Raw genomic sequence first — 14105 nt, forward strand, 5'->3', positions numbered from 1 at the left:
GCCCCGCGCCGGCCGCCGTCTCACCGCAACCCCGCCGCCAGCACCGCCCGCGCGATCGGCCCGGCACTGCCGCCCCCGCTGATGTCCGCCCGCTCGGCCTCCGCGTCCTCCACGACCACCGCCACCGCCGCCACCGGCTCGTGGCTCTGCCGGTCCCGCACCCACGCGATGAACCAGGCGTACGGCGTGCCCTCGTTGTGCGCCCCGTGCTGCGCGGTCCCCGTCTTGCCGCCCACCGTGAACCCGTCGATCGCCGCGGTCCGCCCGCTGCCGTGCTCGACGACCTCGGCCATCAGCTCCTGCAACTGCTGGGCGGTGGCCGGATTCATCACCTGCCGGGTGGGCTCCCGCGCCCCGGGGGCGACCAGTACCCCGTGCGCGTCGGTCACCCGCTCGACGAGGTACGGCGGGGTCAGCTGGCCGTCGTTGGCCACCGCCGCCGCCACCATCGCCATCTGGAGCGGGGTGGCGGCGGTGTCGTACTGCCCGATCGCGGAGAGCGCGAGCTGCGCCGGGTCCATCCTGGTGTTGAAGGTGCTGCGCGCGACGGGGGAGGGGAGCCGCAGCCCCGGGTCGTTGAAGCCGAACCGCTCCGCCGTCCCGGCCATCGCGCGCAACCCGACACCGACCCCCAGCCGCGCGAAGACCGTGTTGCAGGAGAGCCGGAACGCTTCCCGCAGCCCCACGTGCTCACAGCCCGCCGTCGGATTGCCCAGCCGGGTGCGGGTGTCCGGCAGGGTGTACGGGTCGGGCACGTCCAGCGGGGCGTCGAGGTCCTTGACCAGACCGCTGTCCAGCGCGGCCGTCGCGGTGACGACCTTGAAGGTGGAGCCGGGCGGATAGGTCTGCCGCAGCGCCCGGTTGAGCATCGGCCGGTCCGCCGCCTCGTTCAACCGCCGCCAGGCACCGGTCACCGACCGCCCGTTCCCGGACAGCTCACCGGGGTCGTACGACGGCGAGCTGACCAGCGCCAGCACCCGCCCGGTGCGCGGTTCGACCGCCGCCACCGCACCCTTGCGGCCGGCCAGCCCGTGGAACGCGGCGCGCTGCATCGCCGGATCGACGGTGGTCTCGACCCGACCGCCCGGCGGCCGGCGGCGGATCAAACGGTCCCACCACGGGAACGTGACGAGCCGGTCGTCGGTCCCGGCCAGGATGCCGTCCTCGGCGCCTTCCAGCAGCGAGGTGCCGTACGTCTGCGAGGCGAAGCCGGTGACCGGCGCGTACAGCGGGCCGTCGGTGTAGGTGCGCTCGTAGCGCAGCCGCCCGCCGCTGTCCCGCGCGCCGGTGACCGGGCGGCCGCCGACCAGCACCGCACCGCGGGGCTGGGCGTACCGGGCGATGGCGGCCCGCCGGTTGGCGGAGTTGCCGGTGTAGCGGTCCGCCTCGAAGACCTGCACCCGGACCGCGTTGACCAGCAGCGCGGCCAGCAGCAGGAAGGAGAACGCGGCGGTGTGCCGGATGCCGCGGATCACCGGAGCGCCCCGACGACGTCCGGGGCGGCGCGGGCCGGCCGGGCGGCGTCCCCGGTCCGCGGCCCGCGCGCCCGGTCGCTGATCCGCACCAGCAGCGCGACGATGATCCAGTTGGTCACCACCGACGAGCCGCCCTGGGCCAGGAACGGCATCGCCATCCCGGTCAGCGGGATCAGCCCCATCACCCCGCCCGCGATGACGAAGACCTGGAGGGCGGGCAGCGCCGCCAGCCCGACCGCCAGCAGACTGCCGAAGGGGTCGCGCAGCCCGAGCGCCGCCCGGTAGCCGCACGCCGCCAGCAGCGCGTACAGCAGGAACAGCGCGCTCAGTCCGGCCAGCCCCAGCTCCTCGCCCAGCGTCGCCAGGATGAAGTCCGACTTCATCGCGAACCCGATCAGCGACGAGTGCCCCTGCCCCAACCCCGTCCCGAACGTCCCGCCCGCGGCGAACGCGAACAGCGACTGGGCCAACTGCCCCGGCCCCCGGCCCGCCGCGATCCCGGCGAACGGCCGCAACCAGTCCTCCACCCGGACGTGCACATGCGGCTCCAACGTGCCCACCGCCGCCGCCCCGGCTGCCGCCAGCAGCACCCCCACCGCGATCCACCCGGTCCGCCCCGTGGCCACATACAGCAGCACCACGAACACCCCGAAGAAGAGCAGCGACGTCCCCAGGTCCCGTTCGAGGACCAGCACCCCCACGCTCACCAGCCAGATGGCGACGACCGGCCCGAGCACCCGGCCCGCCGGCAGCCGCAGCCGCCACACCACCTTCCCGGTGTGCGCCAGCGCCTCCCGGTTGGCCGCCAGGTACGCCGCGAAGAACACCGTGATCAGCACCTTGGCGAACTCGCCCGGCTGCAGCGAGAACCCGGCCGCCCGGATCCAGATCCGCGCCCCGTTGACGGCCGGGAAGGCGATCGGCACCACCATCAGCGCCAGCGCCAGCGCCGCGCACCCGTAGGCGCACCGCTGGAGCGCCCGATGGTCCCGCAGCACCGCCACCACCCCGATGAACAACGTCACACCCACCGTGGACCACACCAACTGCGCGGGCGCGGCCTGATCGGCCGGCGTCTCCAGATCGAGCCGGAAGATCAGCACCAGCCCGAGCCCGTTGAGCAGCACCGCGGTCGGCAGCAGCAGCGGATCCGCGTACGGGGCGCCGAACCGCACCACCAGGTGCGCCAGCAGCGCCAGCCCGCCCAGCCCCGCCGCGTACCGGAGCGCCCCGGCCGGCACCGCGTGCGTCCTGGCCAGCCCCACCGCCAGATAGCCGCAGACGCTGATGAGCACGGCACCTACGAGGAGGGCCAGTTCGACCCCCCGCCTCTTGGGCCGCGGCGGCGCCGGGACCCCGTCCGCCACCCGCCCACCGTCCACCGCCTTCGCCCGCACCTCGGCCGTATCCGCCCCGTCCGCCACATCCACATCGGCAACGTAGCAAGCAAATCCCAGCATTTCGCCCATAACGCCCATAGGTGCCGTTGTTGCACCCGCCGCGCACCGGCTGCCGGGCGGACCCCGGTCCGGGCGGCGGACGCGGACGGGCCCGGTCGACCGGCCCCTAGGGGGAGAATCAGGGACCTCATAGGGGTAGGTCCGGGCTGTTCTGTGAACGATGCCAATGGCAGTTTGTAAACTCGGTCAGAACGAAAAGCAGAAGGCCGAGCTCGTCACGCTGACGCGGACGACCGATTGCACCGGTCGACGCCATGGACACGCGCCATGGCGCCGCACGCGAGGGGCTATGGCGTACGACACCAAGCACGCCGAGTGAAGGTCCCGCGCCGTTTCGGCCCACGGGGGCGGCCGAGCGCGGGTGACCGTCCCCCGCGACGAAAGGCAGTATGAGCGCCATGACGACCCTCCGTTCCCGGATCTTCGCCTGGGCCGGCCGCCTCTACCTGGCGAGAACACGGAAGAAGGGCTTCGACCTTTCCCGCATGTCCTTCTTGCCGGACGCCGTCCTGATGCCCTTGCGTCGGGACGGACTCGACCCGGTGCCCGACCTGGCCGCCGTCCGCGAGCGCGAGCCCATCAGCAAGCTCCCGGTGCCGATAGCCGCCAACGTCTGGCTGGTCACCGGCTACGACGAGGTCAAGGCGGTGCTCGGCAAGGCCGACGCCTTCAGCTCCGACTTCACCAACCTCGTCGGCAAGGCCGGCGCCGGCGCCGAGCAGAACCCCGGCGGCCTGGGCTTCGCCGACCCGCCCGTGCACACCCGCCTCCGCCGGCTCCTCACCCCCGAATTCACCATGCGCCGCCTGAGCCGGCTCACCCCCCGCATCCACGACATCGTCGAAGAACGCCTCGACGCCATGGAGCAGGCCGGCCGCAACGGCGACCCGGTGGACCTCGTCGCCGCCTTCGCCCTCCCCATCCCCTCCCTCGTCATCTGCGAGCTCCTCGGCGTCCCCTACGAGGACCGGGCCGACTTCGAGCGCCTCAGCGCCGCCCGCTTCGACCTCTTCAGCGGCGCCAACGCCTCCTTCGGCGCCATATCCGAATCGCTCTCCTACTTCCGCGACGTCGTCAAGAAGCAGCGCGAAAACCCGGGCGACGGCCTCCTGGGCATGATCGTCCGCGAACACGGCGACTCGGTCACCGACGAGGAGCTGGCCGGCCTCGCCGACGGCGTCCTGACCGGCGGCTTCGAAACCACCGCCAGCATGCTCGCGCTCGGCGCCCTGGTCCTCCTCCAGGACCCCGAGCACTTCGCCGCCCTCAAGGACGGCGACGACGCCGTCGACCGCTACGTCGAAGAGCTCCTCCGCTACCTCACCGTCGTCCAGGTCGCCTTCCCCCGCTTCGCCCGCGAGGACCTGGAGATCGGCGGCGTCCAGATCTCCGCCGGGGACGTCGTCCTGTGCTCCCTCAGCGGCGCCGACCGCGACGGCGAACTCGGCCCCGACCTGGAACAGTTCGACCCCCACCGCGCCAAGATCCCCTCCCACCTCGCCTTCGGCTACGGCATCCACCGCTGCGTGGGCGCCGAACTCGCCCGCATGGAACTCCGCGCCGCCTACCCCGCCCTGGTCCGCCGCTTCCCCACCATGCGCCTCGCCGCCCGCCCCGAAGACCTGGAATTCCGCAAGCTCTCCATCGTCTACGGCCTGGACTCCCTCCCGGTCCGCCTCGACGCCTAACCACGACGCCCCCCGCCCCCACTTCCCGCCCCGCCCCCACCTCCCGACCGGGCCCACACCGGCCCGGGCGGGCACCCGGCCGGGGAACTTGGGGCTGCCGTCGGGCCCGCCGTCGGATCCGCCGTCGGATCCGCCGTACTCTCGTGCCCCGAGTCGCCCGGCTGAGGGGGAGAGATGTATCTGATGCGGCTGTCCGCCGACGAACTGCACGCCCTGCAGTTACGCAACGGCCTGGTGCCCGCGCTCGAGGCAGCGGAGGTCGAGCAGGGCCGGGCCGGCGAGACGAGCGACGGGGAGAAAAGGGCCTGGCGACACAGTCTCCCCGCCGTGGCCCGGGACCTCCGCGACGCCGGCCTGGGGGCGGTGGACATGATGATCGAGTACAAACTGCCGGGGAGAAGAGGGCCGGCGGACGTCATCCTCGCCGGCGTGCACCCCGCGACGCACGCTCCCTCCTACGTCGTCGCCGAGCTCAAACAGTGGAGGCGCGTCACCGCCGCCCCCGACCGTGCTGGGCGCTTCGTGGTCGCGAACCAGACCGGCAAGCCAAAGCGGCACCCGGCCGAGCAGACGGCGGACTTCTGTCGCGCGTTGATCAAGTCACACTCCGCCCTCGTGGGAAACGAAGCGCGTCTGGCCGGCCTGACCTACCTACACAACGCGGCTGACAGCGACGTTACGGACCTGCTCCGTTACCCGCGTACGGGTCTGTCGCACCTCTTCACACGTGACTCCCGTGGCGCACTGATCAGATTCCTGCGGGAGCGGCTCACCGCGGCTCCGGGACGACCCGCGGCGGAGCTCTTCGCCGCGGGGCCGGTACACGCCAGGCTCGAAGGGCTGGACCCGCGGGGCCAGCTCCAGTGGCATGGCAGTGGCTTCCGGCTGGCGTCGGATCCCGCAGCCGCTCAGCGCTTCGTGTTGGACTCGGTGCGGGCCGCGTACACCGCACAGGACAAGAGCGTTCTGGTGGTGACCGGAACCACGGCGGCCCACGGGAGCCGGCTGGTCAGCTCGGCGGAGAACACCCTCAACCGCGCTGGCTACACCACCCGGGTGCTCTCCGGACCATGCACCGCCGCCTTCCCGGTGTGCGACGTGCTGTTCTGCGAGGAGCCTTGGCTGCGGTCCGTGGAGGCCCTGCCGCGGCCTGGCAGAGGGGGGCCGGACCATATCGCTCCGCTGCTGGAAACGATGATCAAGGCCGCACGCGTACCCGTCTTCGTGCTCCCCAGCGACCTCACCGCCCCCGCAGACGCCAGGGACTTCGACGTCCTCATCCGGCAGGCGGCCAGCGCCCTGCAGGCGTCGGAGAAGTGCATCCAACTCGACAGAGAATTCCGCTGACGTCCGTTGGACGGCCGACGTCACATCGCGTCGAAGCCACCGGGCGGGCCTGGCTAGAGTTGTGCTGAAGTGATGCGGCCCGACGGGCTTCCACACAGGGAAACGCCCCCACCCGCACGAGACCACTCGTGTGCCCTGGGGGAGTTCCGTGACCTTGCTGCGTACGTCAGCCCGTTCGCTGGCCGAGGATGCGGCGCCCGACTGCCGGCAGTACGTCGAGGACCTGAAATCCGCCTACTACTTCGCCTACCGGCAGCAGCCGTCCCGTGCCGAAATTAACTCCTGGCACGTGAGCCTGCACGAGCTGGCGCGGCTGCTCGTCAGCGCGGGCCTCGCGGACGTGGAGATGTTGGTCGAGTACCCGCTGCCGATGTGCAGCCTGCGCGCCGACGTCGTGCTTGCGGGAGTCCACCCCCGGACGGGCGAACCTGCGTATGTCGTCGTGGAGCTCAAACAGTGGAGTGCCGCCCAGGCCATCCGGGGCTCGGAAGACCTCTGCGAGGTCCGCGGGACCGTCCCGCGCCGAGCGCAGATGCATCCCGTCGCGCAGGTGCGCCGCTACTGCGAGTATCTCGTCGATCTCACCCGGGTGCTGGACGGGCACGGGCATCGGGTGAGCGGTGCGGCGTTTCTGCACAATGCCGAAGACCGGGACGTGTCGAGCCTGTTGTCGGCGCCCGTCGCCGATGGCCGCCTCTTCACCAACACGAGCAGGAACGCCTTCCTCACGTTCCTCCACGAACGACTCATCCCCGACCCGGACCACCTGGCGGCGGATGCCCTGCTCACCAGCCGGTGCGCTCCGACGCTCACCCTCCTTGAGGCTGCCGCGGACGAGGTGCTCCACCGCCGCCACTTCACCCTGCTCGGTGAACAGCAGAAGGCGTTCTCCCTGGTGCTGCGGACCTTGGCTGAGGTGGACCGGGAGGGGAACGGGCGTAAGGAGATCGTTCTCGTCAACGGTGGGCCGGGGTCGGGTAAGAGCGTCATAGCGCTGTCGCTTCTGGGGGAACTCTCCCGACGGGGCCGCTCGGTGGCGCACGCCACAGGATCCAAGTCCTTCACTACAACGTTGCAGCGGAAGGTCACCGAGGAGCGATCCGGAACCGGCAAGCTGTTCACCTACTTCAACAGCTTCGAGAGGGCCAGGGGAAACGACCTCGATGTCCTCATCCTCGACGAGGCACACCGGCTCCGCGAGACCTCGAACGGAGCTCCGCCGGGCAGCAAGTGGGCCACCAAGCGCCAGATCGACGAACTGATCGAGGCGGCACGGGTCCCCGTGTTCCTGCTGGACGAGCACCAGGTCGTGCGCCCGGGTGAGACGGGAACGGCTGAGGCCATCGAGAAGGCGGCCGCTGAACGGGGCATCATCGTGCGTCACGTCGACCTCGATGCGCAGTTCCGCTGTGGTGGCAGCCGCGCCTACGAGGCTTGGGTGCTGCAGCTGCTGGGGCTGGCACCGGGGGGTCCGCACACCTGGCGTGGCGATGACAACTTCGAGGTGCAGGTGGCCGACAGCCCCGCGCAACTCGAGAACTTCCTGCGGGCTAGGCGGGACGAGGGCCACTCCGCGCGTATCACGGCGGGCTTCTGCTGGCCGTGGAGCCGCCCGAACAAGGACGGAACGCTGGTGGACGACGTCTCCATAGGCCCATGGCGACGTCCGTGGAACATCAGCGCACCCCACGGGGTGGGTGGCTTGCCCCCCTCGGACCTGTGGGCGACCGACCCCGCAGGATTCGGGCAGATCGGATGCATCTACACGGCACAGGGCTTCGAATACGCCTGGAACGGAGTCATCCTCGGCCCGGACCTTGTCTGGCGCGGTCAAAACTGGCGATCCGACAGATCGGAAAGCCGAGACACCGCACTGAACGGGGCATCCGATGCTGACTTCGACCGGCTGATCAAGAACACCTACAAGGTCCTGCTCACCCGGGGAATGGCCGGTACCGTCCTCTACTCTCCGGACCCGGAAACCCGAGCGAAGCTCAACGAACTCGTCCGTGGGGGGAGGGGGCACGACCCCTCATAGCCCGCCCACTGGGTGCCCGGCCCGGGCCTCGAGAGCCATCGCGCCGTGCCGACGGCCCTCGGGCCCGGGCCGGGCTGCGGCCTACTCGGTGACGCTCCCCGGCCGGCCCATCAGCTCACGCAGCCTGGCCCGGGTCTCCCGGTCAGTCGAGTAGATGACCGTTCCGATCATGCCGCGGGTCAAAAGGACCTTGTACGTGTTTCGGATCAGCCGGTCCACGTCCTCGTCCGGCGTGGACCGTTTGAAGACCGGGTCCTTGGACGCCGTCCGGTCAACCACCCAGCGGTCGGTCCGCCAGACCAGGTCAGGCCCCAGGATCACTCCGCTCCAGTCGTACTCGAAACCTTGCGCCGTGTAGACGCAGCCGACCTGGCCGAACCCAGCCGGGTCGGTGGCCCACAGAGCCGAGGGCGGCGCACCCATGACCGAGCGCTCGCCCTTGAGGTTCCAGGGACGTGCCCAGTCGCCGATCACCACGTCCTCGGGCAGCGGCTCCCCGGGCTTGGCCTCCGACCATCTCCAGCAGTAGCCGGCCGACATCCGGGCCCCGTACCCCTGCGAGCGGCGGTCCTCCAGGAACGCCTCCAACTCCGCGGGGGAGTCGGCGACCTCCAGTTCCATCCGGCCGTCAGGCTCCCAGGACACCGGGCCGTCGCCCTCGAGCCCGAGCAGCCGCACGACCCATTGCAGATAGGCGTCGCTGCCGCCGCACCGGAATTGACTGTCCAGCGAAACCTCCCGGCACTGCAGCCCTCTCCGGGTGGCGGCCGCCTTGATCTCCTCGACCCTGCCGATCTCCCCGGGCCGAACGACCTGGTGCTGATCGAGCAGGAACACCGGCACCCGGGCCACATCGATCAACTCATCGATCTGTGGCCTCCCCGTACGGTGCTCGGCCCGGGTGTAGCGATTCGCCGAGGTCTCCCGAATGCGGTGCGCCTCGTCGCACAACAGCACGTCCAGGCTGTTCCGCTTCGCCGTCATAAAGCTGTTGAAGTACTTGAAGAGGTCCTGGACCTGACGCTTGCGGGAGCCCGCGACCTTCCGCATCGTCTTCGTGAAGGACTGTGACCCGGTCGCGTGCAGCGCGGGAAGCCCCTGGCGGTACAACTCACCCAGCAGTGACAGGGCGATGACGCTCTTCCCCGTGCCAGGGCCACCCGTCACGATCACCACTTCCTTGTGGTCCGACCCATGTGCTCTTTGGACGGCTCGCAGCACCAACTCGTACGCCACCCGCTGCTCGTCCAGCAAGACGAACTGCTCCCGCTCCCGGACCTCGTCCGCGGCCACCGCCATCAGCTGCCGGGATGGCTGGGTCTTGCCCGCGATCAGTGCGTCCGCCGCCTCCGCGCCCGGTGCCGGGGCCAGCCTCGACCGCAGGTAGCTGACGAACTCCCCCCGTCGGTCCGCCGTGAACATCCGCCCGTGCTCGTCCTGCTGCGTCGCATAGAGACCGCTCACGCCGAATTCGGTCGCATTGTGCAGATAGGCGACGCCGGCGATCTGCTCCGGATTCTGCGCGAGCGCACCGTTGAACGAGACCAGGTACGCGCAGTACCCGCGGACCTGCTCTATCGGGTGCAGCACCGGGCGGGCGTACGCGTCGACCCGGCACAGCGTCGGCTCATCGTCCTCGTCCGGATACGCCTCGCTCCACTGCTTCAGTTCCACGACGACGTACGAGGGCTCCTGGGTATCCGGGTGGACGCCGGCGAGTACCACGTCCGCCCGCTTGCTGGTGAGCGGGAGCCCGTACTCGATCAGCATCTCGACTTGGTCGAGACCCGCGTCGAGCAGTGCACCGGTCAGCGCCGGAATGCTGCGCCGCCAGGAGCGAACCTCGGAATCGCCGGGGCGATAGCCGTGCACATGCACGAACTGCTCGGCCAACTGCTCTTCCAGCATTCCTTCAACATTGCGGGCGGCCACCCGCTCGACGGATTCACGAAAAAGCACGAAAAGCCCCCAGGCAGCACGAAATCGCTGGAGCGGGTGGGGGCATGTCCTTCGAGCACCTGGACGGTATTTCTCCGTCAGGAGTGGAAGCCCGGCGGGCCGCTTGAATGATGGGTATCAACTCTAACTCTGCGGTTCTCGGCGGTTCGGGTCCGGATCCGGGAGGTGCGCCGGAACTGCGCACCTCCCAGACCCGGGGGATTACCTGCGGCGCCTCCAGGGCGTCAGGAGATATCGGAATACGTCGGCCAGCGAGCGGAGAATCTGCGAACGGTCGCTGGAGCGACTGCCGCGCAGCGCATCACCGGCGATCTTGCCGGCGACGATGAGCGCGCAGCACGCCACGACGGCAGCGGACGTGCAAGCCGCGAGGACGGCGGGATCGGACAGCACGGCGGTTCCCTTCGAGGGACTGCGTCGTCACACAAGGGGGCGTCACCCAAAGCAGGAACGTTTCCTCGTGATCCGGGCAGGTCGCGGACGAGGAAGTGGACTCAGGCGATGCTTCGAAGCCCGCTTGGCTGTGCTGTGGCGGCCCGGTCGCTCGGCTACTGTCCGAACACCGACGGCTCGGGGGTCGACGGCGGGAGTCGGCCGTCGAGCGGGAGGAAAGGCACGTGCGCACTCCATACGTAGGCGGAAGACCTGTCCGAGGGGACCTCGGAAGTCTGTTGTTGCCGAAATTGAGTTCGATACGGTACGCAGTGATCGACGAAGTGGCAAGACTGTTCCGTTCCGGTCCGCAATTCTGACCGATGAGTCTTTTCTTGTCCGCTACGAAGTGGGCGAAGCGGCCGGAGGGGCCGTGGCCAAGTCGCGCGGTGACACCTGTTCGGGAACACCGGTGAGCGGCCCGTCGTCCCTGCGCATCGTCATCACCGGAGCGAACAGCTTTCCAGCTGACTCCTGGCCCCGTGCATCCGAAACGACCACTCCACCGGCCCACTTGCCGGTGGTCGAGCGGTAACGGTGCTGCAGCTTGCCGATGCGCGGGCAGTGCCGTTCGCGGACCGTGCGGTATCCCGGGTGGCAATGGACGTTGGTGCTGCTGAGGTCCGCCGCATAGGTCACGGCAGCTGCCGGCGCCAGCACCGCGGACACCAGGAGATCGGCGATCTGCAGCCCGATGTGCGTATTGCTGTGCCCGAACACGGGTGACTCGGGAAGGTGCGGTAGACGGTCCTCGTCTTTGCCGAACCGCCGCGTGGTCACGCAATGCACATTTCCCGTGTTGTCATGGGGATTCCGGCTGTCGAGAACGGCGATACCGCTACTCGACCGCTCGGCCAGATAGTGCTCGAACGTCGCGCACAACGTGGTCACCGCCGCGGCGTACATGGCGGATTCGTCGTTCTGGGCGCCGTCCTGCTTGACCCAGATCCGGGCCATGACCGTGCAGTCACGCCGCTCGAGAATGTTGATCAGGTGATCGAGGAAGCCGTGTGCCATGCGCCGCTGATTGCGCCCCTGGCGACGGAAGCTCTTGCGTAGCGCTTCGCCCTTGACCTCGTGGTGCACCACCTGCGTCAGAGAGGGAAGTTTGCGCAGTTCGGGCCGGAACCTCTTTTTCAGTTCGAGGAAGTCCCACACCAAACCCTGCACCTGGTTCTCCGGGACCGTGAACCCGCCGATGACCATGACCGGCACCGAGTCGGCCACTGCCGGATTCAACGTCTGGCCGGTCCCGGACTCGTCGAGATAACACAGGTACAAGAGACTCCCCCAAGTCCAGAAACAGCTATGGCCGGCCCCAGATCCCCGGGGGACGGCCATAGGAGGTGCCACGCCGGACAAGAGCCCGGTCGCAGCGGTGGTGTTCGTACTGCTGAGCAGGGTAGGGGAGAGCCTGGTGCCGGGCAATGCGCCTGGCTGAAAAGCGATGCGACCGAGGCCGTCGTGTGGAGCCGCCCATCGGCAGCGGGCCGTAGCGGAGCTTGAGCCCCTGCCATCCGGCACAACCTCCCGTGCCCGTTCGCCTGCTGATCGCCGACGACCAGGAGATGGTCCGCCGCGGAATGCGGCGGATCCTGGAGCGCCAGCCGGACATGGAAGTCGTCGGTGAGGCGGCCGACGGCGTGGAGGCGGTGGAGCCGGCGCGGCGGCTCACCCCCGATGTGGCCCCGGTTGGCATCCGGATGCCGCGGCGGGACAGCCTGGAGGTGACCCGGCTGCTGGCCGGCCCCGAGGCGCCGCACCCGGTCCATGTGGTCGTCGCCACCACCTTCGACCTCGACGCCTACGTCTACCCCGCACTGCGGTTCGGCGCCTCGGGCTTCCTGCTCAAACGCTCCGGCCCGGCGCTGCTCATCGAAGGCGCCCGGGCCGCGATGGCGGGCGACAGCCCCATCAGCCCCTCCAACACCGTCCGACTGTTCCAGCACCTCACCGGCAACTCGGTCGAGCGAAACCACGGCCGCCGCTCCCGAAAACTCCGCCGGAACGAGAACCTCCTCACCCACCGCGAAATTGAGATCGCCGGCAAATTCGCCCAAGGCATGACCAATTCCGAAGTCGCCGCGGAACCCTTCATCTCGCCCGGCACGGTCAAGACCGACCTCGCCGGCATCCAACGGAAGCTGGCGTCCGTAACTGTGTCGGACTAGCCGTCCGCGCCAGGGAATCGGGCGACGCAACCGGCCGTACCCCATGACCCAACCGCTTTTCCCCGCCCCCGCCTTACCCGCCCCGCCCCCGGACCCGACCACGCCGCCCCTACACCGCCGCAGTCGCCGCCGGCGCACGTGCACGTACGCCGCCGCCGGCGCGATGCTCGCCCCGGCCCCCTTCGCCCCACCCACCCTCACCACCCGCAACGCCCCCTGGGCGGCACCCTGACGGCCGGTCCGACCGACCTGGAACCAGGAACGGAGGCGTCGGGCTGGCGGGTGACGTGCCGCCTTCCCCTGAACGCGCACCACTGAGAATCCGCAACCGGCAACAAAAACGCCGGCAATGAAAACGCACGCAACAAAAACCCGAGCAATGAACCCGAACAAACCCGAGTAGACCCAAGCGATAAAACCGGGCGGAAATCCCGGGCGGAAATCCCGGACAACAAAAAATCCCTTGACCGGCTTCTCGCCAGTCAAGGGATTTTCGGCACCTTCTCTGAGGTGCCCCCGGCAGGATTCGAACCTGCGCACACGGCTCCGGAGGCCGTTGCTCTATCCCCTGAGCTACGGGGGCGTTGTCGCCACTCGTTGCGGCGACGGGTAGAACACTACCAGCTCCGATGGGGTGGTCATGAACGTTTTGATGGTCGGCCGCGGAGCCGGCGGGCGGGGTGGGTCCGGGGGTCCGAGGAAGGGGGCGAGGGGTGTGGCGAGGGGCGTCTCGGGGGCCTAAGGAAGGTCGCCCTTACCGCATGCGGAGGACGGGTCGGCGGTGGTCGCCGAAAGGTCCCTCGCACGGGGGCGGAAGTGGGCAAAACCGGGACGCAGCTACAAGGGCGCACCTAGTCTCATGGTGTGCCTGGCTTGTCCGGTCGGATCCTTGTGGTCGATGACAACAAAGTGATCCGGCAGTTGATCAGGGTCAACCTTGAGCTGGAGGGCTTCGAGGTCGTGACCGCGGCTGATGGTGCCGAGTGTCTGGATGTCGTGCATCAGGTCAGACCCGACGTGGTGACCCTCGATGTCGTGATGCCGCGGCTGGGCGGGTTGCACACCGCGGCACGGCTGCGTTCCGACCCGCGGACGTGGGACATCCCGATCGCCATCGTCAGTGCGTGCACGCAGGGCGAGGTGGACAACGGGGAGTCGGTGGGGATCGACGCCTTTCTGGCCAAGCCGTTCGAGCCGACGGAGTTGGTGCGCACGGTGGGGATGCTGGTGCGCGAGGGGCGGCAGCAGCGGGAGCACCCGGGGGATGAGGGGCGCGGGGGTTGCCCCGAGGGCGCCGGGGGTGGTGCGGAGCACGAGGGTGCCGGTGGCCGGGGTGAGGCGCCGCGGGGCGACATGGCGGGGGCGGGCGGTGGGGTGTCCGAGGAGGCCGCTCCGGGGGACGGTGTGGAGAGCGGTGGCCCGGCGGGCGGTGAGCCGGGCAGCGGGGGAGGGCGGGCCGCCGGGTGACGCATTGCGGTCCCTTTGAGCGGGGAGCTTGCTCGTTCCCCGCTTCCGTCGTCGGCTCGTAGGCCGCC

The 14105-nt window shown here is 69.7% G+C and carries 10 protein-coding genes, 1 tRNA gene and 1 pseudogene; 6 read left to right on the plus strand and 6 right to left on the minus strand.

What is annotated here, in order from left to right; genetic code table 11:
* Window positions 1-20: 20 nt before the first annotated feature.
* Both ACO0M4_RS02520 and ACO0M4_RS02525 read right to left on the minus strand, forming a co-directional pair.
* Window positions 21-1475 (minus strand): penicillin-binding transpeptidase domain-containing protein, encoded by a 1455-nt coding sequence (locus tag ACO0M4_RS02520; protein ID WP_430367852.1) that lies wholly within the window; start codon window positions 1473-1475, stop codon window positions 21-23.
* Window positions 1472-2857: an FtsW/RodA/SpoVE family cell cycle protein gene (locus tag ACO0M4_RS02525; RefSeq protein WP_430371211.1), complete on the minus strand. Its 1386-nt coding sequence runs from the start codon at window positions 2855-2857 to the stop codon at window positions 1472-1474. Before ACO0M4_RS02525 ends, ACO0M4_RS02520 begins: the two co-directional genes overlap by 4 nt.
* Before the next feature lie 467 nt (window positions 2858-3324).
* Between ACO0M4_RS02525 and ACO0M4_RS02530 the strand changes: the two genes are divergently transcribed.
* From ACO0M4_RS02530 to ACO0M4_RS02540, 3 genes are all read left to right on the plus strand, one after another.
* Window positions 3325-4623 (plus strand): cytochrome P450, encoded by a 1299-nt coding sequence (locus tag ACO0M4_RS02530; RefSeq protein ID WP_430367853.1) that lies wholly within the window; start codon window positions 3325-3327, stop codon window positions 4621-4623.
* 174 nt (window positions 4624-4797) lie between these two features.
* Complete coding sequence (locus ACO0M4_RS02535) at window positions 4798-5970, plus strand: hypothetical protein (RefSeq protein ID WP_430367854.1); 1173 nt, start codon at window positions 4798-4800, stop codon at window positions 5968-5970.
* A 148-nt stretch (window positions 5971-6118) separates the two neighbouring features.
* Window positions 6119-8008: a DNA/RNA helicase domain-containing protein gene (locus tag ACO0M4_RS02540; protein WP_430367855.1), complete on the plus strand. Its 1890-nt coding sequence runs from the start codon at window positions 6119-6121 to the stop codon at window positions 8006-8008.
* An 81-nt stretch (window positions 8009-8089) separates the two neighbouring features.
* Here the strand turns inward: ACO0M4_RS02540 and ACO0M4_RS02545 are convergent, their stop codons facing one another.
* The 3 genes from ACO0M4_RS02545 to ACO0M4_RS02555 all read right to left on the minus strand — a co-directional run bounded on the left by ACO0M4_RS02545 (window position 8090) and on the right by ACO0M4_RS02555 (window position 11740).
* Window positions 8090-9967, minus strand: coding sequence for a DNA/RNA helicase domain-containing protein (locus tag ACO0M4_RS02545; protein ID WP_430367856.1), 1878 nt, complete (start codon window positions 9965-9967; stop codon window positions 8090-8092).
* A gap of 201 nt (window positions 9968-10168) precedes the next feature.
* Window positions 10169-10360 (minus strand): hypothetical protein, encoded by a 192-nt coding sequence (locus ACO0M4_RS02550; protein ID WP_430367857.1) that lies wholly within the window; start codon window positions 10358-10360, stop codon window positions 10169-10171.
* Between the two features lie 381 nt (window positions 10361-10741).
* Window positions 10742-11740, minus strand: a complete 999-nt coding sequence (locus ACO0M4_RS02555) for a DUF3800 domain-containing protein (protein WP_430367858.1) — start codon at window positions 11738-11740, stop codon at window positions 10742-10744.
* A gap of 227 nt (window positions 11741-11967) precedes the next feature.
* Here ACO0M4_RS02555 and ACO0M4_RS02560 point away from each other — a divergent pair.
* Window positions 11968-12617 (plus strand): annotated as a pseudogene (locus ACO0M4_RS02560) (response regulator).
* Window positions 12614-12802, plus strand: coding sequence for a hypothetical protein (locus ACO0M4_RS02565; RefSeq protein ID WP_430367859.1), 189 nt, complete (start codon window positions 12614-12616; stop codon window positions 12800-12802). The pseudogene ACO0M4_RS02560 and the gene ACO0M4_RS02565 overlap by 4 nt, the downstream one beginning before the upstream one ends.
* Before the next feature lie 279 nt (window positions 12803-13081).
* Here the strand turns inward: ACO0M4_RS02565 and ACO0M4_RS02570 are convergent.
* Window positions 13082-13153: transfer RNA gene (locus ACO0M4_RS02570), tRNA-Arg, on the minus strand.
* A gap of 281 nt (window positions 13154-13434) precedes the next feature.
* Here ACO0M4_RS02570 and ACO0M4_RS02575 point away from each other — a divergent pair.
* On the plus strand, window positions 13435-14037 hold the full coding sequence (locus ACO0M4_RS02575) for a response regulator (protein ID WP_430367860.1): 603 nt from the start codon (window positions 13435-13437) through the stop codon (window positions 14035-14037).
* The last annotated feature ends 68 nt before the right edge of the window (window positions 14038-14105 follow it).

Source organism: Streptomyces sp. RGM 3693, from assembly GCF_050471125.1.
In the GTDB taxonomy this organism is placed as follows: domain Bacteria; phylum Actinomycetota; class Actinomycetes; order Streptomycetales; family Streptomycetaceae; genus Streptomyces.